At 45.5% G+C, this 24,967-nt stretch carries 25 protein-coding genes; 8 read left to right on the plus strand and 17 right to left on the minus strand.

Annotated features, from left to right (window positions below; translation table 11 throughout):
* The first annotated feature begins 46 nt into the window (after positions 1-46).
* Entirely contained in the window at positions 47-1,012 is a 966-nt protein-coding gene (locus tag F9L33_RS11425; RefSeq protein WP_152142907.1) for an L-threonylcarbamoyladenylate synthase, read from the plus strand.
* Here the strand turns inward: F9L33_RS11425 and F9L33_RS11430 are convergent.
* Positions 1,009-1,584: a YqgE/AlgH family protein gene (locus F9L33_RS11430; RefSeq protein ID WP_152142908.1), complete on the minus strand. Its 576-nt coding sequence runs from the start codon at positions 1,582-1,584 to the stop codon at positions 1,009-1,011. The genes F9L33_RS11425 and F9L33_RS11430 overlap by 4 nt on opposite strands.
* 130 nt (positions 1,585-1,714) lie before the next feature.
* Between F9L33_RS11430 and F9L33_RS11435 the strand changes: the two genes are divergently transcribed.
* Positions 1,715-2,536 carry a protein-disulfide reductase DsbD domain-containing protein gene (locus F9L33_RS11435; RefSeq protein ID WP_152142909.1) on the plus strand — a complete coding sequence of 274 codons (822 nt, stop codon included), beginning with the start codon at positions 1,715-1,717 and terminating at the stop codon, positions 2,534-2,536.
* Here F9L33_RS11435 and F9L33_RS11440 read toward each other — a convergent pair.
* The 5 genes from F9L33_RS11440 to F9L33_RS11460 all read right to left on the minus strand — a co-directional run bounded on the left by F9L33_RS11440 (position 2,533) and on the right by F9L33_RS11460 (position 9,110).
* Positions 2,533-5,931 (minus strand): efflux RND transporter permease subunit, encoded by a 3,399-nt coding sequence (locus F9L33_RS11440; protein ID WP_152142910.1) that lies wholly within the window; start codon positions 5,929-5,931, stop codon positions 2,533-2,535. The two genes, F9L33_RS11435 and F9L33_RS11440, sit on opposite strands and share 4 nt — an antisense overlap.
* 29 nt (positions 5,932-5,960) lie before the next feature.
* A complete protein-coding gene (locus F9L33_RS11445; protein ID WP_152142911.1) occupies positions 5,961-7,241 on the minus strand; it encodes an efflux RND transporter periplasmic adaptor subunit in 1,281 nt (426 codons plus the stop codon).
* A 93-nt stretch (positions 7,242-7,334) separates the two neighbouring features.
* Positions 7,335-7,784 (minus strand): NUDIX domain-containing protein, encoded by a 450-nt coding sequence (locus F9L33_RS11450; protein ID WP_152142912.1) that lies wholly within the window; start codon positions 7,782-7,784, stop codon positions 7,335-7,337.
* Complete coding sequence (gene moaB / locus F9L33_RS11455) at positions 7,781-8,311, minus strand: molybdenum cofactor biosynthesis protein B (RefSeq protein ID WP_152142913.1); 531 nt, start codon at positions 8,309-8,311, stop codon at positions 7,781-7,783. Before moaB ends, F9L33_RS11450 begins: the two co-directional genes overlap by 4 nt.
* Positions 8,312-8,315: 4 nt before the next feature.
* Complete coding sequence (locus tag F9L33_RS11460; RefSeq protein ID WP_152142914.1) at positions 8,316-9,110, minus strand: uracil-DNA glycosylase family protein; 795 nt, start codon at positions 9,108-9,110, stop codon at positions 8,316-8,318.
* Between the two features lie 114 nt (positions 9,111-9,224).
* Between F9L33_RS11460 and F9L33_RS11465 the strand changes: the two genes are divergently transcribed.
* The 3 genes from F9L33_RS11465 to plsY are packed head-to-tail and all read left to right on the plus strand — an operon-like array spanning position 9,225 to position 12,056.
* Entirely contained in the window at positions 9,225-10,178 is a 954-nt protein-coding gene (locus tag F9L33_RS11465) for an aspartate carbamoyltransferase catalytic subunit (protein ID WP_152142915.1), read from the plus strand.
* Positions 10,175-11,464: a dihydroorotase gene (pyrC, locus tag F9L33_RS11470; RefSeq protein WP_152142916.1), complete on the plus strand. Its 1,290-nt coding sequence runs from the start codon at positions 10,175-10,177 to the stop codon at positions 11,462-11,464. The genes F9L33_RS11465 and pyrC overlap by 4 nt, the downstream gene beginning before the upstream one ends.
* Positions 11,451-12,056 carry a glycerol-3-phosphate 1-O-acyltransferase PlsY gene (plsY, locus tag F9L33_RS11475; RefSeq protein WP_152142917.1) on the plus strand — a complete coding sequence of 202 codons (606 nt, stop codon included), beginning with the start codon at positions 11,451-11,453 and terminating at the stop codon, positions 12,054-12,056. The genes pyrC and plsY overlap by 14 nt, the downstream gene beginning before the upstream one ends.
* A gap of 27 nt (positions 12,057-12,083) precedes the next feature.
* Here the strand turns inward: plsY and F9L33_RS11480 are convergent, their stop codons facing one another.
* The 3 genes from F9L33_RS11480 to F9L33_RS11490 form a co-directional block, all read right to left on the minus strand.
* The gene (locus tag F9L33_RS11480; protein ID WP_152142918.1) at positions 12,084-13,454 is read right to left on the minus strand and encodes a glutamate--cysteine ligase; all 1,371 of its coding nucleotides are present in this window, start codon (positions 13,452-13,454) and stop codon (positions 12,084-12,086) included.
* Positions 13,455-13,527: 73 nt separating this feature from the next.
* The gene (locus F9L33_RS11485) at positions 13,528-14,040 is read right to left on the minus strand and encodes a hypothetical protein (protein WP_152142919.1); all 513 of its coding nucleotides are present in this window, start codon (positions 14,038-14,040) and stop codon (positions 13,528-13,530) included.
* A complete protein-coding gene (locus tag F9L33_RS11490) occupies positions 14,037-14,765 on the minus strand; it encodes a 16S rRNA (uracil(1498)-N(3))-methyltransferase (RefSeq protein ID WP_152142955.1) in 729 nt (242 codons plus the stop codon). Before F9L33_RS11490 ends, F9L33_RS11485 begins: the two co-directional genes overlap by 4 nt.
* Positions 14,766-14,779: 14 nt before the next feature.
* Between F9L33_RS11490 and ubiA the strand changes: the two genes are divergently transcribed.
* The 3 genes from ubiA to F9L33_RS11505 are packed head-to-tail and all read left to right on the plus strand — an operon-like array spanning position 14,780 to position 17,996.
* Positions 14,780-15,775 (plus strand): 4-hydroxybenzoate octaprenyltransferase, encoded by a 996-nt coding sequence (gene ubiA, locus F9L33_RS11495; protein WP_152142920.1) that lies wholly within the window; start codon positions 14,780-14,782, stop codon positions 15,773-15,775.
* Positions 15,776-15,832: 57 nt separating this feature from the next.
* The gene (locus tag F9L33_RS11500) at positions 15,833-17,674 is read left to right on the plus strand and encodes an OmpA family protein (RefSeq protein ID WP_152142921.1); all 1,842 of its coding nucleotides are present in this window, start codon (positions 15,833-15,835) and stop codon (positions 17,672-17,674) included.
* Positions 17,667-17,996: a hypothetical protein gene (locus F9L33_RS11505; RefSeq protein ID WP_152142922.1), complete on the plus strand. Its 330-nt coding sequence runs from the start codon at positions 17,667-17,669 to the stop codon at positions 17,994-17,996. Before F9L33_RS11500 ends, F9L33_RS11505 begins: the two co-directional genes overlap by 8 nt.
* A gap of 2 nt (positions 17,997-17,998) precedes the next feature.
* Here the strand turns inward: F9L33_RS11505 and F9L33_RS11510 are convergent, their stop codons facing one another.
* The 8 genes from F9L33_RS11510 to F9L33_RS11550 form a co-directional block, all read right to left on the minus strand.
* A complete protein-coding gene (locus F9L33_RS11510; RefSeq protein ID WP_152142923.1) occupies positions 17,999-18,448 on the minus strand; it encodes a molybdenum cofactor biosynthesis protein MoaE in 450 nt (149 codons plus the stop codon).
* The gene (gene moaD / locus F9L33_RS11515) at positions 18,449-18,703 is read right to left on the minus strand and encodes a molybdopterin converting factor subunit 1 (RefSeq protein WP_152142924.1); all 255 of its coding nucleotides are present in this window, start codon (positions 18,701-18,703) and stop codon (positions 18,449-18,451) included.
* Entirely contained in the window at positions 18,700-19,380 is a 681-nt protein-coding gene (pgsA, locus tag F9L33_RS11520) for a CDP-diacylglycerol--glycerol-3-phosphate 3-phosphatidyltransferase (protein WP_152142925.1), read from the minus strand. Before pgsA ends, moaD begins: the two co-directional genes overlap by 4 nt.
* 21 nt (positions 19,381-19,401) lie before the next feature.
* Complete coding sequence (uvrC, locus tag F9L33_RS11525; protein WP_152142956.1) at positions 19,402-21,288, minus strand: excinuclease ABC subunit UvrC; 1,887 nt, start codon at positions 21,286-21,288, stop codon at positions 19,402-19,404.
* A gap of 329 nt (positions 21,289-21,617) precedes the next feature.
* Positions 21,618-22,385 carry an SDR family oxidoreductase gene (locus tag F9L33_RS11530; RefSeq protein WP_152142926.1) on the minus strand — a complete coding sequence of 256 codons (768 nt, stop codon included), beginning with the start codon at positions 22,383-22,385 and terminating at the stop codon, positions 21,618-21,620.
* 12 nt (positions 22,386-22,397) lie between these two features.
* Entirely contained in the window at positions 22,398-23,333 is a 936-nt protein-coding gene (locus F9L33_RS11535) for a calcium/sodium antiporter (protein WP_152142927.1), read from the minus strand.
* Between the two features lie 199 nt (positions 23,334-23,532).
* Positions 23,533-24,333, minus strand: a complete 801-nt coding sequence (locus tag F9L33_RS11545; protein WP_193222036.1) for a S49 family peptidase — start codon at positions 24,331-24,333, stop codon at positions 23,533-23,535.
* A 67-nt stretch (positions 24,334-24,400) separates the two neighbouring features.
* Positions 24,401-24,811 (minus strand): MAPEG family protein, encoded by a 411-nt coding sequence (locus F9L33_RS11550; protein WP_152142930.1) that lies wholly within the window; start codon positions 24,809-24,811, stop codon positions 24,401-24,403.
* Between the last annotated feature and the right edge of the window lie 156 nt (positions 24,812-24,967).

Consider the following 24,967-nt stretch of genomic DNA (forward strand, 5'->3'; position numbering starts at 1 on the left):
ATGCTGTGGCCGCAATGCCGTATCGACAAAATGGACTTAACGTCAGATGACTGAATTGAAAACGCAAATTCTATGCGATGACCAAAATGGTTTGGAACAGGCCGCAAGCATCTTGTCGGATGGCGGCCTGGTCGCGTTTCCAACAGAAACGGTTTATGGACTGGGCGCTGATGCCTGTAATGGGCATGCAGTGGCGTCTGTTTATGCTGCAAAGGGGCGGCCAAGTTTCAATCCACTGATTGTTCATGTAGCGGATTTAGAGACAGCGAAACGGTTTGCACAGTTTGACAAAACTGCATTGGATTTGGTTGGTGCATTTTGGCCTGGACCTGTGAGTTTGGTTTTGCCGTTGGCGAAAAATCATGGGCTATCTGAATTGGTTACCGCCGGACTGGATACAGTTGCTATTCGCATCCCAGCGCATGAAACCGCACAAGCTTTACTAAAGGCATTTGATGGGCCGTTGGCTGCACCCTCAGCCAACCCATCAGGGCGCATCAGCCCAACATCTGCTGGTCATGTATCATCTGATATGGATGGTATAATTGATGCGGTTGTCGATGGTGGCAAATGTAAGGTTGGTATAGAATCTACAATTCTAAAAATAGAGGATGACCGCGTTTCATTACTGCGCGCAGGTGGATTGCCAGTGGAAGCGGTTGAAGCTTGTTTGGGACATGCGATAGCTAAACCGCAAGACCCAAAGACACCGCAATCACCAGGGCAATTACAATCGCATTATGCGCCCAATGCTGCGGTCAGGCTAAATGCAACCTCGGTTGAAAGTAACGAAGTTTTGCTTGGCTTTGGCGCTGATGTAAAAGGTACTGTGCTAAACCTATCCGCTACGGGGGATATGATTGAAGCTGCTGCAAACCTATTTGCCTATATGCGCAATATTGATGGGATTGCAGGCGTGGAGAAATCCATCGCAATCAGTCCTATTCCGATGACTGGTTTGGGCTTGGCAATCAATGACCGTTTGAAACGCGCAGCAGCACCGCGCGATTAAGCGGAGCCGCCTTCGGCAGATAACATACGGGGATCAATACCCATGCTTTCAATCGCTGCAGTCCATTTTGTTTCACTATCTTCCGAAAAAACCAGTTTGGCATCCGCATCACAGGTTAACCAACCGTTAGCGCGGATTTCATCCTCTAATTGTCCTGGCCCCCAACCAGCATAGCCAAGTGCCAATAGACAATTATCTGGACCATTGCCCTGTGAAATATCCTCTAGGATATCCAGTGTAGCTGTCATGCCAAAATCATCGTTCACATCAAGTGTGGATTCTTCGGCCACATAGTCTTTGGAATGCAATACAAAGCCACGACCATGCTCTACAGGACCGCCAAAATGAACTTCGATTGGGCGGAATGACTGTGATGGCGTAATGTCTAGCTGTTCCAATAAATCAGAGAATTGTAAATCTGATGCAGGCTTGTTTATGATCAATCCCATTGCGCCATCTTCGGAATGTGCGCACATATAAATAAGGGACTTTTCGAAACGAGCATCGCCCATGCCCGGCATTGCTATTAATAATTTTCCATCTAAATGAGGTAATTTAATTTTTGTATCCATATTTAAATCATGGGGCACAAATTCTCAGCGTGCAAGTGCCGATAAGCCGCATGACATATATGTCACCAAAATATGATTTCACCTTTATCAGCAAATCTATAGTTTGAACCCGAAGAACAAGGCCCAGACTATGTTGAAACAGATTCTAAAAATCAGCTGCTTAATTGCTGCCGTAACAAACCCTGCTGCGGCAGAGGATTATTCTGCGCAAACAGGTATTAAAGCTATTGAATTTCTGCAAGGTTGGCGCAAAAAAAACGGCAAACACATGGCCGCAATTCGTATCAGACTGGAAGATGGTTGGAAAACTTATTGGCGTGCACCGGGCGGAAACGGTATTCCGCCTGCGTTTAAATGGAACGGATCTAATAACATAAAAGGTGTTCAGTACCACTGGCCTACCCCAGAAGTTTTTAACCAAGATGGTATTCAGACACTTGGATATGAAAACGAATTGGTTTTACCAATTGAGTTTACACCATCCCAAAATGGCGCACCAATCAAAATCAAGACACATATTGATTTTGGAGTATGCGCTGATGTCTGTATTCCAGTAAATTCTCGTTTGAATGCTGAACTGATAGCAGGGACTGTTGCCTATTACGATGAAATCGAAACAGCTTTGTCTAAGCGGCCAAAATCTGCAAAAGCCGGTGGTGTACGGTCAATATCATGTAAGGTTGACCCAACCGCTGATGGCTTGAGTATTACAGCAAACATCAAATTTAAAGGGCAAGCCCCTAAGGCGCAAAGAGCTGTGATTGAATTTCCTGACAAAAATATATGGATTAATTCCACATCATTGGCACAATCAGGAAAAACTGCGACAGCACAGGCGGAATTGATTTCATTTTCAAATAATCCGTTTATTTTAGATCGCAGTAAATTACGTGTGACTTTAATTGGCGCATCCAAATCAATTGAAATCGTTGGGTGCCCCGCAGCTAGCTAAGAAAGCTTACGCGGCTTGGCAATCGCCAACAGCAACAGAGTCGTTACAGAAATTATCAGAATCATACCCAATATAATTACTATGAGTGTCGCCATAATAGGCGAGTTCGATAATACCTCAGGCAGTATGTTTCCCACCCAATTAGCCGCTGTTTGTGTTGCAAATAATGGCCCTAATGTCGCGCCCATCAATACGACAGATGCACTAATCGCCCCTATGAACAAAAGTTTGAAACGTTGCGGAATACGACGGCCCAACGTTATCCGCTTAGACGATATCACCAAGCGCGAAATATCTTTTTGAACGACGACAAGTGACGGTACTACGAGGAGAACCATTACAACACCAAAGCCCAATCCATAGCAAAGTGTAATAACAGTTGGCTTTAAGAACAAAGCTTGGCGAGATGTTTCAAACAGCAGCGGCATCAGCCCCAATACTGTGGTGAGCGTTGTGAGTAACACAGCACGCAATCGATCGCTGGTTGCATCAACGATAGCAGGAAACAATCCACGTTTTTCCGCATACTCATCAATTGTTGTCACCAGGACAATCGAATCATTAATAATGATACCCGTCATGCCAAGAAGACCGACAACAGAAAACATGGAAAGCGGAATGTCCCAAGCATAATGACCATAGATTGTGCCAACCAAACCAAATGGGATAATCGACATTACAACAAATGGGCGCGACCAACTTGCAAAAATCCATGTAAGTGTCAGGTAAATCCCTAGCAGGCATAGAATCAGCCCCTTAGATGCATCGGATAGAAAGTCTTGCTCTTGTTCCGCCAAACCAGACGTGCGCCATTCCACTCCTAATTCTGATGTAATCTTAGGAAGAATCTCTGTCCGTAATGCCGTTGTAATTTCTTCCGCACGAATTGGGTCATCTTCAGAGATATCACCTGTTACTGATACTACACGAATACCATTTTCACGGCGTACAGTGGTAAATCCTATTTTTGCATCAACAGTTACAATTGTAGAAAGGTTTACATATTCACCAGCGGGGCTGCGAACTTTAGTTCGATCCAAAAAATCGGCTGTTAGTTCATCTTCTTTCAAACGCACGATCACTTCTGATGTGCGTGCTCCAACTGGGAACGAAACGGCTTCAATACCGTTCAACCGATCTCGCAATTCGCGCCCAATGATATCAATTGTAAATCCTAATGCTTGGCCTTGAGGCGTTAACTCTAGGATCAATTCTTCTTTGTCATAGGCCAGTGTATCTTCTAATGCAGATACTTCAGGGTATTGAGATACTGCTGTTTTCAAAGCTTCTGCAGCAGCCTTCAAAACTTCGGCACTTGCTCCAAAGAACTGTACATCTAATGCATCCCCCCCAGGGCCAGATCGCCACCCCCGAAAGCTAACCGTTTCAAGACGTGGGTGATTGCGTACAGCTTCTTGAACATCGCCCAAAAATACAAAAGATGTATAAGGCCTGAAATCCGCATCAATCAACTCAACAGCAATTGATCCTAATAAATCTTTATCTTTAATATCTGCGCCAGCAAGCCCACGACCTGTGTTGCCGCCGATTTCTGCCATCACAAAAGTTACAGGGTTCACGCCGTGTTTTTGTTCGTATTCAATTGCAGTTTCATCAACGGCACGTTGTAACTCGCGCATCATTTCAAAAGTATCACTGCGATCGGCACCTGGTAACATTGCGATGTTACCCGATATTGAGCCTCGTTCTGGTGCATTAAAGAAACGCCATGTAACATCCCCTTTAAAAAACAGCGCTGAACTTAGCGACAATAATACGATCATCAATGCCAATACGGGATAACGGAAAATCAACACCCAACTCATAAACGCACGAAAATATTTGTCGCGAAAAACTTTAAAACCTCGGTTAAAAACACGGCTAGGTAAATCATACCATTTGTCGGCTTTTTGCCCAACGGAATGACTCATATGATTAGGCAAAATAATAAAGCATTCCATTAATGATGCTAATAAGACGACGATTACTGTTAGTGGAATATCAATAATAAGACTACCAAACCGCCCACCAACAAAAGTTAAACTCCAGAAAGCTAAAACTGTTGTGACTGTTGCTGAAAAAACAGGCGGGGCCATACGCCGAGCTGCATTTTCTGCTGCAACTGCACCATCTTCGCCAAAGTTTCGCGCACGAAAATCAGCATGCTCGCCAACAACGATTGCATCATCAACAACAATGCCAAGACAGATAATTAACCCAAAAAGCGATACCATATTTAACGTAATGCCAAACAGATACATAAATCCTATTGCGGCAAACATAGCTGCTGGAATGCCCGCAGTGACCCAAAATGCAGTTCGTGCGTTTAGGAAAACAAAAAGCAACATGATCACAAGTGCCAATCCTAAAATGCCGTTTTCCAAAAGCACATTCAGACGGTCTGAAATAGATTGTGATCTTGTACGGATCAAATCAACACTCACATCTTTAGGAAGTGATAGTTGCATTTCATCAGCAACGCGTTGCACAACAGCTTGCATACGAATCGCATCACCCTGGCGAGAGCGATCAACACGAATTGAAATGGCTGGGTCATCGTCAACAAAATATGCACGTCTACTATCAGCGCCTAAAACTGTGATATCTGACACGTCTGATATCCGCAGCTTAGATCCGTCTGGATTAGACTTTACAACAAGTGTGCCGATATCTTCTGCCGTGCGCTTCTCTACACCTGTCTTAACCCGGGCCAAGCCACTTGCCACATCTCCAGCAGGATCAGTATTTGCTTCTTGGGCAATAGCGTCTGCAACTTGCACCAATGTGATATCATGTTGTACTAATGCACGTTCGGAAATAGCGACAGTAATCTCTGGTGCAGAGACACCACGTATTGTTGTGCGTGTTACGCCTTCGCGAAATAGACGCGCGATAAACTCATCACCAAATCGTCCTAATTGCTCTGGAGATACAGGGCCCGTTATAACAACATCCGTGACACGGTCCCGCCATGCACCACGCCGAATTATAGGCTCTTCAATCCCATCTGGCAAATCCGTAACAGCATCTACCGCAACCTTTACATCATCTGCAGCACGCGCCATATCCCAGCCTGGTTCGAAATCCAGCGATATAGTGGCCCGTCCTTGGCTTGCATCCGATGAACTGCTTTCAACACCATCCACAGTGAGCAATACTGGTTCTAATAAAGCAACAATGCCATCATCGATTTCTTGGGGTCCTGCCCCATCCCACGCCACATCAACGCTGACGAAGTCTATGATAATGTCAGGGAAAAATTGTGCACGAATTTGCGTTGCGGCAGCTGCACCTAATGTAATCATCAATACCAAAAGCAAATTGGCAGCGGTTCCATGTCGTGTGAAATACGACAGTATCCCCCCTGCTGATTTTGGTAACTTGCGCATCGCCATCAGATCATACCTTTACGCTATATATATGATCACTGTGCATTGGCTTGCCCTGCACGTTTTGGTTCAACCTTAATACCCGCACCCAACTGTGGGGCGCGTTCTGTTATAACTTCACGCCCCTCATGCTGACCAATAGAGATAATAATCTCATCCGCTTGTTTACGTAATATATCGACCGATGCTTCCTCCAAACGATCATCATCTGAAAGCAGCAATATTTCTCCAGTCGCCGAGGCTGCTGTAGATGGTAAAACGGCAACGTCTTGCAATGCTGGCTCTTCTACAGAAACACTTACGAAATCACCCGGGCGCAATGTTTTGACAGCACCAGCATCTAGTGCAGCAATTAACACACGCCCTGTTTGCCCTTCACCAACAGCGGCGCTTACCCTGTCAATATGTGCGGGAATTGGATCGCCACCATCCGCAGTAATCAGCACAACAATGTCTTTTAAGTTCTGTGTATTCGAAACCAAACGGTTGTACTGTATGCTTGAAATTCGAAACGAAACTTCAAGTGCATTCGGATCTATCAAAGTTGCCAGACGTTCGTTCGCATTGACCAACCCACCCAGAACACTTGTGACATCACTAAGCACACCATCAAATTTGGCATAGATCGATGTATTGCTTAACTCACGTTGCGCTTCACTGTTGTTAATACGGCTACGCGCCAGTTCGATTTCAGACCGTTTAATCCGCGCCTTTGCATTCGCAATCGATTGTCGTGTCGCCAATATTTGTTGCTGTGCTGAGGATGCTGCCAATTCGGCGTCTTCCATACCAGATTCAGTTCCGACACCGCGATCCAGCAATGACTTTTGGCGTGCTATTGCTTGTTGGCGCAGTTTCAATTGATGTTCAACAGCAACCAATTCATCTTGGGCCAATATTAACGCGCCTTCTGCATCCTCTAATTCCGCAACAGCTTCGTCCAACTGTGTTTGCGAAATCTGTGCATCGGCGCTTCGTGTGGCGGGGTCCGTTTGGAATAGCAAATCATCCTTTTTCACCACCCCACCTTCGCGAAAATTAGGGGCAACTTGAACCAAAGCCCCGCCAGACGCTGCTCTTAATTCCAACGTACGCCCACTAAGCACTTCGCCGAATGTTGCAATAATTGGGGTCGCTTCCCCGCTTTTTAAAGTCAGCACATTTACAGAAAACACACGTTCTTTTGCGGCACGGTCACGCCCAGCGCTGCCATCGTCTTTGAGTGCAGAAATCATCACGGACGCAGCAGTTGCAAGCAATGCAATCGTCATCGTAAGGATAAACAAGCCCAAAAGACCGCGCGTCATAAATTTCATTCTGCCCTCATTGGATAGTCACAGCATAGAGCTCAACATTTCTAAAATTTAAACTAACACTTAGTCTGTATCCGACAAATGATATTTTTGTAACTAAGTTCGTGTTTCAAAATAATGATCAACCACTTGGCGCACAATTGGGATTAAATCGAATTGATCTAACTGGCTTTTATTGAAAAATGCAAAACCTGCACCTTCTGCTAATTCGATGTCCGATGGGTCAATAGGCTGTTCGCATATAAAAACGTAATGCTGGTGGCCTTTTTGACTGGTTGAAATAACGCGTACAAAGGGATGGAAAGCATTTGAAGGGATATTGATACCGATTTCTTCTGCGGTTTCACGGATCACAGCCTGTCGCGCAGTTTCACCTTCTTCAATCTCACCACCGAAATAACCCCATCTACCGCCTGATTTTACATGCGGAAAGTCATCGCGAAATTGTAGCAATATGCGCCCATGCCTGTCTTTTAATAAGACTACGGCTGCTTTGAACGCTCCACTATCATCCCAAGGGCCTAACGTTTCGAAAACATCGGTCATTTACGGCGTTGATGTTCTTCTAAACGCGGCATGATCTCTACGAAATTGCAAGGTTTATGACGGTAATCTAATTGAAAGCGCAGAATTTCATCCCAACCATCCTTGCACGCCCCTGGGCTGCCTGGGAGTGCAAATAAATATGTGCCTTTCGCAACACCCGCACAAGCACGTGATTGAATGGCGGAGGTGCCAATTTTAGCCGCAGAGATCATTGTGAAATAGGTTGAGAATGCATCAATTTCTTTTTCATAAACTTCGCGGTGCGCTTCTACCGAAATATCGCGCCCTGTAAGCCCCGTACCGCCTGTACTGATCACAGTATCAACTTCATCATTATCGCACCACTTACGCAATTGATCGGCGATCTGATCTTGTTCATCAGGCAATATCTGGCGGTCCGCCAATACATGACCATCATTTGTCAGACGATCCACCAGCACATTGCCAGACTTATCATCATCCAGTGTGCGCGTGTCCGATACTGTCAGCACAGCAATGCGGATAGGAATAAAGTCGCGTTCAGTCATTTGATCAGCCTTTTAATCGCGCTTGGATTGCCAGTAGATCAGCCCAAGCATCGCGTTTTTTCAATCCATCGCGCAATAATGCAGCAGGATGGAACATTGGCATTACAAGTTTACCGTAAGCCTCTACCCATGTGCCACGCATACGTGTGATGCCTTTTCGTCCCAATACAGCCTGACACGCTGTATTCCCCATAAGAACGATCACATCAGGATTTACCAATTCAATGTGGCGTTTTAAAAACGGCAACATCATTGCAATTTCTTCTGGTTCTGGATCGCGATTCTGCGGTGGACGCCACGGCATAACATTGGTGATATACACGGCGTTTTCTGGTTTATCCCCTGTCCGCGCCATACCAATAGCCGCAAACATCTTATCCAATAACTGCCCAGCAGCCCCAACGAATGGCAAACCTTGTGCATCCTCGTCACGCCCAGGCGCTTCGCCAATAATCATAACGCGTGCTGATGGATTACCATCTGCAAACACCAAGTTTTTGGCACCTTTTTTCAAAGCACAGTGATCAAACACAGCCATCGCATCACGCAAAGCATTCAAATCATCGCATTTTCCAGCCATGATACCAGCGATTTCCGCGGCACTGTCTTCGACAGGTGGAATAACAGGAATTTCACTTACAGGCGCAATATTAGACCCAGCGCCAAACTTTAGCTTTTTGGATTGTGGCTTAACTTCATAACGATTTATGGGAGTTTCAGAGATGCATTCATCAACACCCAGCTCGATTTGCCACTCAAGAGCCGCTTTTGCAGCCATGTAGTCAAATTCAGGTGTCATTAAAGGGTGCTCCAGATTCCTTTAGCAGAATAGAAACTTGCCAAGCATTCGTAAATCCCTTGTTTCCCAAACAAACCCATCCTATAAGCAGCAAAATTAAGAAAGAGGGCCTTTATGGGACTTTCAGTGCGCCACCTTTTAGGGATTGAGCATCTTTCCCCCAGCGACATTACTTCTATTCTTGATCTGGCAGACACATATGTCGATCTAAACCGCCAAGCAAATAAGCATTCAGATGTACTGGCAGGTTTGACCCAGATTAACATGTTCTTTGAAAATTCCACACGCACACAGGCCAGCTTTGAATTGGCCGGAATGCGTTTGGGTGCTGATGTAATGAACTTGGCTTTAGGGGCATCATCGATCAAAAAAGGCGAAACACTGGTTGATACAGCATTAACACTGAATGCCATGAACCCAGACCTGTTGGTCGTACGCCATCCGCATTCAGGTGCTGTTGAATTGCTTTCCGAAAAAGTTAAATGCGCCGTTTTAAACGCTGGTGACGGACGTCATGAACATCCAACTCAGGCTTTACTGGATGCATTGACCATTCGCCGCGCCAAGGGTCGCTTGCATCGCCTGAATGTGGCTATATGCGGGGATATTGCACACAGTCGTGTGGCGCGCTCCAACATCTTCTTGCTGAATAAAATGGAAAGCCGCATTCGTTTGATTGCGCCCAAAACACTCCTGCCATCAGGTATCGACCAATTTGGTGTCGAAGTTTTTGATGACATGAACGAAGGACTGAAAGACGTTGATGTCGTTATGATGCTACGTTTGCAACGCGAACGTATGGATGGCGCGTTCATCCCATCAGAACGAGAATATTATCATCGCTGGGGCTTGGACGCGAAGAAACTTGTCAATGCCAAGCCTGATGCGATTGTAATGCACCCAGGCCCAATGAACCGCGGTGTTGAGATTGACGGTGACATTGCCGATGATGTGACACGCTCTGTCATCCAAGAACAGGTAGAAATGGGTGTAGCCGTACGTATGGCCGCGATGCACCTTCTGGCAGACAATATACGAGAGCATAAACAGAAGGAGCTGATGGCATGAGCATACTTCTAACCAACGCCCGCATTATTGATCCTGCGAAAAAGACAGATCAAATTGGTTCTATCTTAATCAAGAAAACAAAAATCAAAGAAATCATTTATGGCGGCAATCCTGATCTTGGCGCAGTCGGTGATGTAGAGATCATTGATTGTGGCGGTAAATGCCTGGCACCTGGCATCATCGACATCGGTGTAAAAGTTGGCGAACCAGGCGAACGCCACAAAGAAAGTTTTGCCTCTGCTGGTCGTGCTGCAGCTGCTGGTGGTGTGACCACTATGGTTTTGCGCCCTGATACGGAGCCCGCTGTGGACAGCCCTGAAACATTACAGTTCATCCACCGCCGCGCGATTGAAGACGCTGGTGTAAATGTATTGCCAATGGCAGCGCTAACCAAAGGTCGTGATGGTAAAGAAATGGCTGAAATCGGCTTTTTACAAGATGCAGGTGCTGTTGCATTTACTGACGCGGACCAGGTTATTTCGGACAATAAGATTCTAGGGCGCTGCCTGACTTATGCAAAAAGCCTGGGCGCATTAGTATTGGGTCACATCCAAGAGCCATCGTTAAGCAAGGGTACTGTTGCGACATCAGGTCCTTTTGCAACAAAATTAGGCTTACCTGGCGCATCACCAATGGCGGAACGCATTCAACTAGAGCGCGACATGGCTTTGGTCGAAATGACGGGTGTAAAATACCACATCAGCCAGATCACAACCGCTGTTGCACTGCCAGTTTTACAACGCGCCAAAAGAGATGGTTTGGATGTGACAGCTGGCACCTCGATCCATCATCTGACATTGAACGAATTGGATGTAGAAGGTTACCGTACATTCTTTAAAGTCAAACCACCGCTGCGCCATGAAGATGACCGCGTTGCTACGGCCCAAGCAGTTGCAAGTGGCTTGATCGATATCATCAGTTCTATGCACACCCCACAAGATGAAGAAAGCAAGCGTTTACCATTTGAAGAAGCTGCATCTGGTGCTGTTGGCTTGGAAACACTTCTACCTGCCGCGATGCAACTGATTCATGCAGACCACATGGATTTGCCGACACTGTGGCGCGCACTCTCATTGAACCCTGCAAAACTACTTGGCTTGAAAAGTGGCCGTATGAAAAAAGGGGCACCCGCAGATTTGGTTTTATTCGATCCTGATAAACCGTTCGTGTTGGATCGCTCGAAGTTAAAATCAAAGTCCAAGAACACACCGTTTGACGGACGCAGAATGCAAGGTATGGTGATGAGAACATTCCTAGCGGGACGCGAAATTTATGCTGCCGATTGATTTTAGCCCAACAACGATCATTGCTGTTGCCAGTTTAAGTTACTTATTAGGTGCCATTCCTTTTGGAATGGTCTTAGCTCATATCATGGGGTTGGGTAATCTACGCGATATCGGTTCTGGTAACATCGGCGCAACAAACGTTTTGCGCACTGGAAATAAATTTGCTGCATTCCTGACCCTAGTATTCGATGCAGGTAAAGGTGCAACGGCAGTTTTAATAGCATCTCATTTTTTCGGTAACGGCGCTGCTTTAGTTGCCGGCTTATTTGCGTTCTTAGGCCACCTTTACCCCGTTTGGTTAAACTTTAAGGGTGGCAAAGGTGTTGCAACGTTTCTTGGCATCATGCTTGCTTTGAATTTTTGGGCAGGTTTTGCAGCCTGTATGACATGGCTTGCAACAGCAATTATCATCCGAATTTCATCAGCATCTGCCTTAGTTGCAGCAGCACTATCCCCCGTTTGGTTATATGTATTCGGACATCAAAGCGCTATAATAATAGCGGTCATAATGGCGTTATTAATATGGCGCAAGCACAGCGCGAATATTACGCGCATTAAAGATGGCACCGAACCTAAGATTGGTAGCAAATAAAAAGGGCGCTTCAAGCGCCCTCTGATTTTAGTAGCTATATTCTGAATATATCCGCTTCAGATCACCATTCCATTCGCCATTGTATTTCGATGAAAGTTCGCATGATGGCGACATGCCTGTTTCAACAACTTCTTCCAATGCATTCAGGAAATGTGTTTCATCAGGGATCATACCGCCTGCACCTGGACGTGCGCGTGCAGCTAAGCCAGCTTTAGAAATCGCAACTGTTTCGCGGGCAATATCCAACATAGAAATATCGCCAACCTTAGCACCGACACCGTCAACAGAAGCTGCAATGCGTAATTCTTCACGTGTTTCGGCATCCCAATCTTTGCACAGATCCCAAGCTGCATCTAAAGCGGTTTGGTCATACATCAAGCCAACCCAATAGGCTGGTAAAGCACAGATGCGGCGCCATGGGCCACCATCAGCACCGCGCATTTCGATGAATTTCTTCAACCGTGCCTCTGGGAAACATGTTGTCAGGTGATCAGCCCAATCAGAAAGCGTTGGTGTTTCGCCTGGCAATGCAGGCAGTTCACCCTTTAGGAAATCACGGAATGATTGCCCCAGCGCATCGATATATTTGCCATCACGGTAAACAAAATACATTGGGACATCCAGCATATATTCAACCCAGCTTTCAAAGCCGAAGCCTTCATCAAACACAAATGGTAACATACCAGTGCGGGATGCATCCAGATCGCGCCAGATACGGGAACGCCAGCTTTTATGGCCATTTTCTTTGCCTTCAAAGAATGGGGAATTAGCGAATAACGCTGTCGCAACAGGCTGCAACGCCAAAGCAACACGCATTTTTTGCACCATGTCTGCCTCAGACCCAAAGTCTAAGTTCACTTGAACTGTACAGGTACGGTACATCATTTGTGTACCATGTGTACCCACGCGACCCATATAATCCGTCATCAAACGGTAACGCCCTTTTGGCATCATATGCATTTGTTCATGCGTCCATTCGGGCGCTGCCCCCAAACCAATAAACCCAGCGCCAATTTTATCGGCAATGGTTTGAACTTCTTTAAGGTGAACATTCACCTCATCGCAAGTTTCGTGGATGGTTTCCAGTGGTGCACCTGACAATTCTAGCTGACCACCTGGTTCTAACGACACATTTGCGCCATTTTTTTCAAGGCCAATAATGTTGCCTGCTTCTTCAACTGGAGACCAGTTGAATTGATCTCGCAAGCCTTCCAACATAGCTTTAATGGAACGGTCACCTTCGTATGGAAGTGGTAAAAGACTGTCTTTACAGTATCCAAATTTTTCGTGTTCTGTACCAATACGCCAGTCTTCTTTGGGCTTACAGCCCTCTGCAAGATACTCGGCTAATTGTTCGTGTCGTTCGATCGGGCCGCCGCCAGATTGTGGGATCGACATAATATATCTCCCTAAATAGATGTTAAAATGACAGGTGCAGTTTCGTGCGGCAGTGTCAAGCCGATTTGGTCTTTTATATCCGTTCCCAAATAACATGGCTGTGCACAGGAACTGTATTCACAGCCTTCACAAGTACATCCATTTTCACCCCTGAAAGGCTTGTAAATGCATCAAACAAACGATCAGATCCTTTAGCTGACGTTGGAACAATCATTGGATCACCTTCAGAATTGTGCAAAACCCAGACAGAGGCATAAGCTTCGCTTTCGCGCAGTTCGATTTTAAACAAGCTTTCCAATGAAACTGTTTTGCCATGCATTGGACCAAAATAACTGATTTCGCGTTCGGTTACATCCACCATGCCAGGGGCTTTTTGACTACGTTTAAACTGGATACGTTGAATAGTGCCACGTAACAGGACAAGCCCTAGGATAATTGTTACCCCTCCAATAGCTTCGTAAATGATGCTTTGAATCACGAAACCGCGGATTAAAACGCGGATACCCATAATAATAATCAAAGCTACCAAATAAGCCTCGGACCATTTGGCGAAATGCGCGCGTACATTTGGGCGAATAAAATTCATCGCCAATCTCCCAATGCGTTTTGCCACAGAGTTAACGCTGCGACTGCTGCCGTGTCTGCACGTAATACGCGTGGGCCAAGGCTGATAGATTGCGTTTGTTCCATATTGCGCAAACGTGTAATCTCTGCCTCAGAAAACCCACCCTCTGGGCCAATCAAGATTGCCCATTTCTGATCTTTGTCACCACTTAAACCTGATGTCATATCATTAACCAGAGTTTCATCACAAAACAAAAGCTTACGATCATTTGGCCAATGATCCAGAACAGCACTTAGCTTTTGAATATCCTCAACAGGGGGTACAAACGTTTCACCACATTGCTCCGCGGCTTCCACAGCATGTGCTTGCAAACGATCCTGACGAATGCGTTCTGAATTGGTGAATTCCGTTTGCACAGGACAGATGCGCGCAGCACCCAGTTCAGCAGCTTTTTCTACGATAAAATCAGTGCGTGTCTTCTTGATAGGTGCAAAATATAACCACACATCAGGTGGCGCCTGCTGCGGTTTGGATTGCTCTTTGCACACTAACAAAGCTTTGCGTTTGCCTGCTTCAATAATCTCTGCCTGCCATTCACCATCCCGTCCGTTAAACAGAGCAACCATAGCACCTGCTTTTTGGCGCATGACACCTATCAAATAATGTGCTTGGTCTTTGGGCAGGGATAAGGATTGCCCTTCCCCCAAAGGCTCGTCTACATAGAGTCTAATCTTTGCTTTCTTCATCATGGGCTTAAACTATGACCGATCCTAAAAAGAAACCAGCCCAAGTTGATGGGCGTGTGGCAGATGCGACAGATAAAAACTGGGTGGATCGTTTTTGCCCCAAATGGTCGCGCCCTTATTTGCGATTATCGCGTGCAGATCGCCCTGTTGGAACTTGGTTGCTGTTATTGCCATGCTGGTGGGGGCTGTTTTTGGCAATCCTTGGGGATCCCAATAGCGCCACATTGCACGACGTTTGGATTTTCACCGCTTGTATCATAGGATCCTTCCTTATGCGTGGCGCAGGATGTACGTGGAATGATATTGCAGATCGGGATGTTGATGCACAAGTTGCCAGAACGAAATCGCGCCCTATTCCATCAGGGCAAGTCTCTACAAAACAAGCCGCCGTGTGGATGGCGATACAAGCTCTTATATCGTTTGGTATTCTTCTGACCTTTAACACATTCGCCATCTTATTGGGCATCATCGCTTTGGTTCCTGTCCTTATCTATCCATTTGCAAAACGTTTCACATGGTGGCCACAACTGTTCTTAGGCGTCGCGTTCAATTGGGGTGCATTGTGGGGATGGGCCGCACATACAGGCAGTTTAAGTTGGGCACCTGTGTTATTGTACCTATCTGGTATGGCATGGACATTGTTTTATGACACGATCTATGCCCATCAAGATAAAGAAGACGATGCTTTGATTGGCGTCAAATCCACTGCACGTTTGTTTGGAAACAACACAGCGCGTTGGTTATCATGGTTTATGGTGGCAACTGTTGTCTTGATGACATTCGCAACGTTATTCGCAATCATTGAAACCGCAGGCGTGATAACTTTATTGCTGTCCCTTGCCGCAATATCTACCTTTGGGTGGCATTTGACGTGGCAATTACGCCGTCTTGATATTGACAACCCAGAGGTTTGTTTGGGATTATTCAGATCGAACAGAGATGCAGGGCTTATACCTGTTGTCTTTTGGGGATTATTGATCATCCTAGGTCTATTGGGCTTTGGAGCTTGATTGCCAATCTTGGTTCCAGTAGACCCCAATCTACGACAATTGCGTAAAGGGTAAAAAATGCGTTGGACCGCCTTATTAGCAGGGGCTATCAGTATTGTACTTGCGACTGCGCTTGCTGTTTTTACAGCAGGTAAACTGGTAGATCATGTCGAACGCCATACAGAACGCAGATTGGTCACAATCCTAAATGAAGCAGGTGAAAGCTGGGCTACTGTTCGCGCGGATGGTTTTCAAGTTATTATCGGTGGCTTGGCAGCGGATGAAGCAACACGGTTTAGAATTATTCAGTTGATGAATGCGAATGTGAACGAAAGCCGTGTGTATGATAAAACTAGCGTATCACAACCTGATGGGCTGCAACCGCCGCGGTTTTCGTTGGAAATTCTCCGTAATGTTGAGCGTGTTTCCTTGATCGGTTTGATCCCAACATCATTAGGTCGCGATTACATCTTGGATCGCGTTAGAAAGCTGAACCCAGACACGCAAGTTACAGATATGTTAGAGCAAGCAGATCATGCAGCGCCTGCTGGATGGCAAACATCCGTTGATTTTGCACTATCTCGTTTGGAGCAATTGCCACGGTCAAAAGTCAGCGTCACACCAGAACGTGTGAAAGTAACCGCTGTGTCTGAGACACCTGAAGCGGAAAAAACCTTAAAGAAAAAATTGGCAGAAGATAAACCAGATGATTTGAATTTGGTTTTGAATATTTCAGCGCCGCGCCCCGTAATCACACCATTTCAGTTCCGTTTAAAGATGAATGATGGCCAAGGCACATTAGACGCCTGTTCTGCTGACACAAGTTTTGCAAGGACAAAGATCACACGCGCATTGCATCGTGTCGGGCTGACGGGTGGTGTTGCTTGTAATATAGGTCTTGGTGTTCCAACAACGGATTGGGCGGATGCTATCATAATGTCTATCGATGCGATGGCTAAGCTAAAATCTGGCACGATTACATTTACAGACTCAGATATTGCATTGATCGCTTCTGATACCGTAACCCAAGATACTTTTGATACTGTTATTGGTGAATTAGAAAACGCATTGCCACGATTATTTTCACTACAGGCAATCCTAACACCTAAACCATTGATTGATGGCCAAACAGGTGAAATAATTTTACCTGATTTCACAGTAACCAAAAGCCCGGAAGGCTTGGTTCAAATGCGAGGGCGTTTACCTGACGCATTGCGTAAAACGACAGTATCAGCTTATGCAGCCTCTTTGTTTGGTAGTGAGAGCATCCATAATCAAACACGTATCGTAGAAGGTTTGCCAGATGGGTGGACAGTCCGGTCAATGGCAGCTTTAGAGGCTCTTTCACATATGCATAACGGTAGTGTGATCGTGCAACCCGATACGATCGATGTAAAAGGCAAAAGTGCTAAAAAGAACATCTCTTCGATCATATCTCGCATATTTGCCACACGAATTGGGCCAAGTGTAAACTTTGAGACAGACGTTGTTTATGATGAGAAGCTCACCATCGAAGCAACAGAAGTTGGCTTAAGTGATGCCGATTGCGAAAAGCAAATCACAGCTGTGCTTGGAGCACGCAAAATCAACTTTGCCCCCTCTTCATCCAGTATCGAAGAAGCAAGTTTGGGTGTAATTGATACGATTGCAGAAATTTTGATTGAGTGCCCTAGTGCGCCTTTCGAGATTGCAGGGCATACAGACAGTCAAGGTGGCGAGGAATCTAATAAAACCCTTAGCCAGGGACGTGCTGATGCCGTTTTGGCAGCGCTTTTACAACGTCGCATCAGAACTGCAAAAATGAAATCTGTCGGTTATGGGGAAGTAAACCCAATCGCCGATAATAGTACGGAAGAAGGTCGCGCACAGAACCGCCGTATCGAATTTAGCTTGATCCAGGAGACTTCAGACGATGGATAAAAATGAACTGATCATCGCGATATCCCTCGCATTTATGATTTTCTTTGGCTTGGGTTGGATTGCTCATATGGGCTACAGTAAATTGCGCCGCGTAAATTCTACCAACGTGGATGAAATCGACGATCTAGCAACACGTTTACACGAGGCAGAAGAGCAACGTGATGAAGCGGTAGCTTACCTACATCACCGCGAACGTGAACTTACGAATAAAGCGTCACAAGCAGAAGCTGAACTAGATGCTGCAATGCAAGGTTTAGGGTCTGCACGCCGCGAGGCCGAAGCTATTCGCCGTGAGTTGGAAGAGTTGCGCCAACAAGGTTAACTTTACGCTTTCCAGCGGTCTTTAGCATCTTCGTCTGACTTTTTGCTTTCGACCCATTGTGATCCTGATTTTAGATGTTCCTTTTTCCAAAAAGGGGCATCTGTCTTCAAATAATCCATTAAAAACTCAGCGGCTTCAAACGCATCTTTACGATGTGCAGATGCTGTGGCAACCATCATAATCTGCTCGCCTGTTTTCAGATGACCATAGCGGTGGATCACCGTACTGCCTGCCAACGACCAACGTTTTGTGGCCTCTGCATCAATGGCAGCGAGCGCTTGTTCGGTCATGCCGGGGTAGTGTTCCAACTCCATAGCCAACAGATCACCGCCCGTTGTATCGCGAACTAAACCTATGAAGCTGACAACAGCACCAACAGTATTGGTATCTAGTGTCAGTTGCGCCACCTCATGGCCCAAATCAAAATCTTCTGCCTGAACACGGACGGTCATTTAACCACCTGTCATTGGGGGGAAAATCGCAATTTCACGTGCGCCTTCAAGCGGTGCATCCAAGGTGCTTAACGTTTGATCGATAGCAACCTTTACAACAGCCATATCTTGAAACGCTAAAGCGTAGCGTTCTTCACGTGCGGACAACTCAGCAATCAAGTCACTAACAGTTGCAGCGTCAGTGGTAATTTGCTCTTTTGGAATACCAATGCGTTCACGTACCCATGCGAAATATAAAACCTCTAACTGTTTCATTTGTCTTCTCGCAAAAATGGCATCCCTTTACGCAAATAATCACAGCCCGTGATGAATGTTAGGATTGCAGCGACCCATAATAGGAATACACCTGCGCTCCAACTTGCATCTGTTGCATTCACATACCAAACAAGATGGTTCACGTCTTCGACTGTTCCATTCAGAATACCATAGTAAATCGTGTCATCCATCCCTTGGGATAAATTCAATTTGTAATGCTCAAAAACACCTTTTGCGAACAACACAGAAATCGCAATCATCTGAACTGTCGTTTTCCATTTCGCAAGGCTAGTCACTTGTAAAAGGTTCGCTTTATCGCCCAGATATTCTCGCAAGCCAGATACAAATACTTCACGGAACAAAATAATTGTTGCGGGTAACAAGATATACGGATCCATTACTAGTTTCTCAGCTGATGAAAGCCCTGTTATGATAACCAAGGCAATAATCACCATTGCCTTGTCAGCGATCGGATCCATCATTGCACCAAAGCGGCTTTCTTGTTTCCACTTTCGCGCTAAATAGCCGTCAAGGAAATCTGTGACTGACGCCAGAATGAAAAGTATCATTGCGTACCAATCCGCCAATGGGCGGGCAAAGTACAAAAACATGATGGCGACACCTGGGGCTGCCAACAAACGAATTAAAGTCAATATATTCGGAATATTCCACTGCATAGAAAACCCTTAGACGATCCTTTAACCTTTGTCATGGAAGAAGTCATAAATCGAACCTGCCAATGCGTCCGAAATACCCTCTACCGCTCTTAAATCCTGCAATGCAGCACGTGACACAGCTTTGGCAGAGCCAAAGTGTGCAAGCAATGCACGTTTTCTTGTGGCACCGACACCTGGCACCTCATCCAATGGCGTAGCGGTTAATGCTTTTGCCCGTTTTTGGCGATGTGTGCCAATTGCAAATCTATGTGCTTCATCACGTAGGCGTTGAATGAAATATAGAACGGGATCATTTCGCTTCAATGCAAATGGGCGACGGTTGGGGCGATAAAATTCTTCCTTACCCTTGTCTCGATCTTCGCCTTTGGCGACACCAATATAGGGAACGTCCTGAACACCAAGTTCTTTCAATATCTCATCAACGGCAGAGATTTGACCAGCACCCCCGTCAATCAGCAATAAATCAGGCCAAAACTCTGTTTCGCGGTTAGGGTCCTCTTTGATCAGACGTTTAAAGCGTCGGTTCAACACTTCTTTCATCATACCAAAGTCATCGCCTGGTGTGATCTCTGTCCCCTTGATATTGAATTTACGATACGATGATTTTTCAAACCCCTCGGCCCCTGCAACAATCATTGCACCCACAGCATGTGCCCCTTGGATATGTGAGTTATCGTAGACCTCAATACGCTTCGGTGGGCCATCTAAATCAAAAGCATCCGATAAACCCGCCAACAATTTACTTTGGACAGCACTTTCCGCCATACGGCGCGCCAGAGATTCCTTGGCATTTCGCAAAGCATTTTCTACAAGTTCGAACTTTTCACCACGTTGTGGAATAAGGACTTCGACTTTTCGTTCCAATTTATCTGTCAGCAATTGCTGAACCAAATCTTGGTTCTCAACTTCATTCGACAAAAGGATTTGCTTTGCTGGCGTCTTGGTTGAATAAAACTGCCCAATGAAGGCTTCTAAAATTTCAGGAGCTTCCGCACCAATACCCGTATTCGGAAAATATGCGCGGTTCCCCCAGCTTTGGTTCGCACGAATAAAGAACACCTGCACACACGCTTGTCCACTTGATTGGTGCAAAGCAATAACATCCGCCTCGGACACTGTATTGGGATTGATCCCTTGTGAATGCGATGTTTGCACTTGTGTCAAAGCGCGAATACGATCTCGTAACCCCGCCGCACGTTCGAATTCCATTTCCGAACTAGCCTGCGCCATTTCGGATGCCAGCTTTTCTTGAATGGCATTCGTCTTACCCTTCAAAAAGTCTTCAGCATCGCTGACCGACTGCTCATAATCTTCTTTGGAAATATGCCCAACACAGGGCGCCGAACATCTGGCGATTTGATATTGCAAGCACGGGCGGGTGCGTGTGGAAAACATGCTATCTGTGCAATTGCGGATCAAAAAGATTTTCTGCAATTGGTTCAATGTTCTATTCACAGACCCCGCCGATGCGAACGGGCCGAAATAAGTATCATTCTTGGCTTTCTTACCGCGGTGTTTCCGAACCATTGGGAAATCATGTGAACGTGTCACAGCAATACTTGGAAAGCTTTTATCATCGCGCAGCAACACGTTATATTTTGGCTTCAATTGCTTGATCAGGTTTTGTTCCAAAAGCAATGCTTCTGTTTCAGTCCGCGTCGTTAGAAACATCATTGTTTTAGTCGCAGAAATCATCCGCCCAATACGTGCCGTGTGCCCTGTCATCTTTGCATAATTGGAAACCCGTTTACGAAGATTGCGCGCTTTGCCAACATAAAGCACGTCACCTTGTTCCCCAAGCATGCGGTAAACACCTGGACTGTTATCCAAGCTGCTCAGATAACCACGAATAATTTCAAAGCCACGCAAATCATCTTTGCGAGGGCCCGCTTTGCCTTCTTCGATCATCGTGGTTTTCTGATTATTATGAGCCATACTTAACGCTTATATGATTCTTCAACTGGCTGCACATAATTGCAACCCGAACAAGAGAAATTCTGTCCACGAACTCTGTGGATAACTCTGCGGATAACTTCCCTTTTTTGGGTTTTTTTCGTTTGTTTTAGCATATTTCCGCTCATTGCCTATTTTTTAGGCACAAAATTAAACCATTGATTTTAAACAAAATATTTTTAACCTCTCGGCAAATAACTGATTTTATTAGGAAAATATTTACCAATGTAAAAGTTTTGTAAACCTAGTGGACAACCTAAGGTTTGGATTTGATCAAAACGACCCTAGACACCAATGATATCTGGGGTTTGCCAAGCAATATGTTGACCACCGTCCACACAAATTAACTGCCCTGTGACCGAACCTGCAGACAATAAATACCGTAAAGCAGCCACTATATCTTCGGGATTTGGCCCCTCTTCCAAAATAAGAGCGGCCCGCTGTTTATCAAAATGCTCTTTGGATTGACGCGTCCCTTGCACTGTGGGGCCAGGTCCAATTGCATTCACACGTACATTCGGTGCCAAAGCCTGTGCAGATGTCTGTGTAAAGGCCCAAAGCCCTGCCTTTGCAATTGTATACGTCATAAACATTGGCGTCAGTTTACGAACCCGTTGATCCACCATATTCACCACACAAGCAGGCGCACCATTGTCACCACGCTCTGGCAATTGTTCTGCAAAGGCTTGTGTCAAAAAAACCGACGCTCGTAGGTTAGAATTAATATGCCGCTCCCATGATTTGGCATTTAATGTTTCAATGGTATCGTATTCAAAAATAGATGCATTATTCACAAGCACATCCAATGGCATATCCAAAGCATCCGTTGCACGCGATATAAGTGTTTCCGTATGCTCCATATCCAACAGATCAGCATGTACAGCCACTGCATGACCACCAGCCTGTTTAATCATCTCAACTGTTTTATCAGCCTCACCCGCACTTGCAGAATAATGTACAGCAACCGCTATACCATCAGCAGCCAAAGCAAGGGCCATTTCACGCCCTAAACGATGGGCGCCGCCCGTAATCAAAGCAGCCTTATGTGCCATAGACTTGTCCTTTTAGATAAACAGCATCCAAATATATACTGTGTAAGATGCCAAAAAGACAGCACCCCAGAATTTACCTAAGTTTATCTTAAACCATATGAATGGGAAGAGGACAAAAGAGCTGGCCAGCATGATCCAGAAATCAAACCCAATGAATTCTTGGGAGACAGGCATTGATGTAATAAGGCTTGTCGCACCAATCACACCAAGCAAGTTGAAAAGGTTTGAACCAATAACATTCCCAAATGCAACATCCGCCTCTTTACGATATGCCGCCATAACAGTTGTTGCTAATTCTGGTAGGGATGTACCGATCGCAACCAACGTCAAACCAATGATGGCATCTTCAACGCCAGCTTGTTTCGCAATGTTCACGGCCCCTTCGACCAACAGATTTGCGCCTAATGGCAAGCCAATAACACCAATGGCCAAAGCAACCAGTATCTTCCACCAAACATTATCAGCATCAGGAATTTCACCCGTTGCAGCTTTCATAGCGCTTCGGGATTTTTGAGCATTTTGATAGGCACGGAATAATACGAAAACCAGTAAACCAAGCAAAATGACACCGTTGAGAAACGTCAACGTCCCCGTCAAACCCATTGCAACAAAAATAACGGTACTGATCATCATATAAATAAAGTTTGACTTAGGGGATGCATCTTGCCCCGAAATCCCAAACAGCAACGCAGGTAGGCCAAGAACCAACAATACATTGGCGATATTCGAGCCAACCACGTTACCCAATGCCAAACCAGCAGACCCTGTCAAGGCAGCCTTTATAGAAATCAACAATTCTGGGGCAGATGTCCCAAAAGCAACGATCGTTAAACTAACAATAAGGGCTGGAATACCTAATTTTAAACTTAGCCCAACAGCACCGCGCACCAAAGCATCGCCTGCGACAAGTAAAATCACAAAGCCAATAGCTACATAAACATAATCCAAAACACGTTCCCGCCCCGTTATTTATTTGCGCACTTACAGGGCTGATCCCCGATTTTGTATGTACCGCATGTAGTACATTTTTTTGCGTTTTCAATATGCGAGCGACGTTTAAGTGTGGGAATTTTTGGCAAACGTAGTTTTCCAAACATGGCCAAGACCATCATTACAATTAAAAAGAGCGAAACGACCTTTACCATTGTTACAAACCGTATTGGGACCAGAAAAAGCGATCTTCCATATTGGAAAATAATTCGCTCATAGAGCCCAATCCCATACGTTTGAAAAATGATTTCTTTTGTCCGAATGCGTTTAATTTGACATCTTTACCAAACAACTCAGTCATTTTCGGTTTAAGATGCGCAACCCCATCCACAAGTCCCATATCAACGGCATCTGCGCCGACCCACACTTCACCAGTGAATAAATCACTGTCATCCAGCTTGTCGCCACGGCGCGATTTAACATGAGTGATAAAGTTTTGATGGATAACCTTTTGCAGCTTCTTCAAACGCTCAACATCTTCTGGGCGCTCTGGTTTGAACGGATCAGCCATGCTTTTATTTTCACCAGCTGTATGGACACGGCGCTCAATACCTTGCTTTTCCAACAATTCGTGAAAACCGAAGGAGGCAGAAATCACACCAATCGACCCAATGATCGAACTGTCATCCACATATATCTCATCCGCAGCACAGGCGAGCCAATACCCACCAGAAGCAGCAACATCTTCACAAAACGCGTATACAGGAACATTAAACTCTTCAGACAATCGTCTGATCCGCGCCCCAATCAACGACGATTGCACAGGCGAACCACCTGGCGAATTTAATGCAATGGCTACAGCTTTAGGTTTGCTTTTGCGAAATGCACGTTCCAACAAAGGACCAACAGTCGTATCGTTTAGAGCACCACCACCAAACCGACCAGATTCAGCAATTACACCAGAGAGACGCACCACGTTCACAACGGGGTTACGTTTGAATTTCAAAAGACGTTTTATCATGAGCTAAATGTAGTCATTCCATGCCCATACAACAAGGCTGGGCATAGCGTTTTATGGGTTATTATTACGTATTAAATAACTGCATAAGACTGTGCCCAACCAAACCAAGACTACCCAAAACAATAACAAGCACCGTCATGATCATCCCATACATACGCTGCCACCCAGGGGCATCGTCTTGTACAAAATGGTACCCATGTAAGAAACGACCAACAACCAAGATAATGCCACCGATATGGATCACAAATACAGGTGTACCTATAACAGCGGCTACCATAAGAATGATCAATGCCATTGGTGTTGTTTCGACAAAGTTAGCATGCCCACGCATAGCGCGAATAATATGTAGGTTTCCACCATCACCAATGGAAACCTTTTCACGCATTCGTTTGCGGCCGACATTATTCCCCAACCACATCCACATTAAACCCAGTATTCCTGTATAAAGCGCAAGCGCATAAAAAGCCTGTGTCATATGTTTCTCCTAATATAGTAAATATTTAGAGACAGCTTAACGCTACAAATAGTGTTGTGCTATGCGACTATTCTTAACTTTGATATTAGATTTTTGTTTGTTTGCTGGTTTGCTTCTAAGGTAATCTATTCTGGCAGTTGATGGATATAGCTCACG

This window comes from Amylibacter sp. SFDW26, assembly GCF_009184395.1.
In the GTDB taxonomy this organism is placed as follows: Bacteria; Pseudomonadota; Alphaproteobacteria; order Rhodobacterales; family Rhodobacteraceae; genus Amylibacter.

Excerpts from the sequence above, each read along its gene's own strand:
- F9L33_RS11425 (WP_152142907.1), top strand. The coding sequence starts at position 47 with ATGACTGAATTGAAAACGCAAATTCTATGCGATGACCAAAATGGTTTG.
- F9L33_RS11430 (WP_152142908.1), bottom strand. The coding sequence starts at position 1,584 with ATGGATACAAAAATTAAATTACCTCATTTAGATGGAAAATTATTAATA.
- F9L33_RS11435 (WP_152142909.1), top strand. The coding sequence starts at position 1,715 with ATGTTGAAACAGATTCTAAAAATCAGCTGCTTAATTGCTGCCGTAACA.
- F9L33_RS11440 (WP_152142910.1), bottom strand. The coding sequence starts at position 5,931 with ATGGCGATGCGCAAGTTACCAAAATCAGCAGGGGGGATACTGTCGTAT.
- F9L33_RS11445 (WP_152142911.1), bottom strand. The coding sequence starts at position 7,241 with ATGAAATTTATGACGCGCGGTCTTTTGGGCTTGTTTATCCTTACGATG.
- F9L33_RS11450 (WP_152142912.1), bottom strand. The coding sequence starts at position 7,784 with ATGACCGATGTTTTCGAAACGTTAGGCCCTTGGGATGATAGTGGAGCG.
- moaB (WP_152142913.1), bottom strand. The coding sequence starts at position 8,311 with ATGACTGAACGCGACTTTATTCCTATCCGCATTGCTGTGCTGACAGTA.
- F9L33_RS11460 (WP_152142914.1), bottom strand. The coding sequence starts at position 9,110 with ATGACACCTGAATTTGACTACATGGCTGCAAAAGCGGCTCTTGAGTGG.
- F9L33_RS11465 (WP_152142915.1), top strand. The coding sequence starts at position 9,225 with ATGGGACTTTCAGTGCGCCACCTTTTAGGGATTGAGCATCTTTCCCCC.
- pyrC (WP_152142916.1), top strand. The coding sequence starts at position 10,175 with ATGAGCATACTTCTAACCAACGCCCGCATTATTGATCCTGCGAAAAAG.
- plsY (WP_152142917.1), top strand. The coding sequence starts at position 11,451 with ATGCTGCCGATTGATTTTAGCCCAACAACGATCATTGCTGTTGCCAGT.
- F9L33_RS11480 (WP_152142918.1), bottom strand. The coding sequence starts at position 13,454 with ATGTCGATCCCACAATCTGGCGGCGGCCCGATCGAACGACACGAACAA.
- F9L33_RS11485 (WP_152142919.1), bottom strand. The coding sequence starts at position 14,040 with ATGAATTTTATTCGCCCAAATGTACGCGCGCATTTCGCCAAATGGTCC.
- F9L33_RS11490 (WP_152142955.1), bottom strand. The coding sequence starts at position 14,765 with ATGAAGAAAGCAAAGATTAGACTCTATGTAGACGAGCCTTTGGGGGAA.
- ubiA (WP_152142920.1), top strand. The coding sequence starts at position 14,780 with ATGACCGATCCTAAAAAGAAACCAGCCCAAGTTGATGGGCGTGTGGCA.
- F9L33_RS11500 (WP_152142921.1), top strand. The coding sequence starts at position 15,833 with ATGCGTTGGACCGCCTTATTAGCAGGGGCTATCAGTATTGTACTTGCG.
- F9L33_RS11505 (WP_152142922.1), top strand. The coding sequence starts at position 17,667 with ATGGATAAAAATGAACTGATCATCGCGATATCCCTCGCATTTATGATT.
- F9L33_RS11510 (WP_152142923.1), bottom strand. The coding sequence starts at position 18,448 with ATGACCGTCCGTGTTCAGGCAGAAGATTTTGATTTGGGCCATGAGGTG.
- moaD (WP_152142924.1), bottom strand. The coding sequence starts at position 18,703 with ATGAAACAGTTAGAGGTTTTATATTTCGCATGGGTACGTGAACGCATT.
- pgsA (WP_152142925.1), bottom strand. The coding sequence starts at position 19,380 with ATGCAGTGGAATATTCCGAATATATTGACTTTAATTCGTTTGTTGGCA.
- uvrC (WP_152142956.1), bottom strand. The coding sequence starts at position 21,288 with ATGATCGAAGAAGGCAAAGCGGGCCCTCGCAAAGATGATTTGCGTGGC.
- F9L33_RS11530 (WP_152142926.1), bottom strand. The coding sequence starts at position 22,385 with ATGGCACATAAGGCTGCTTTGATTACGGGCGGCGCCCATCGTTTAGGG.
- F9L33_RS11550 (WP_152142930.1), bottom strand. The coding sequence starts at position 24,811 with ATGACACAGGCTTTTTATGCGCTTGCGCTTTATACAGGAATACTGGGT.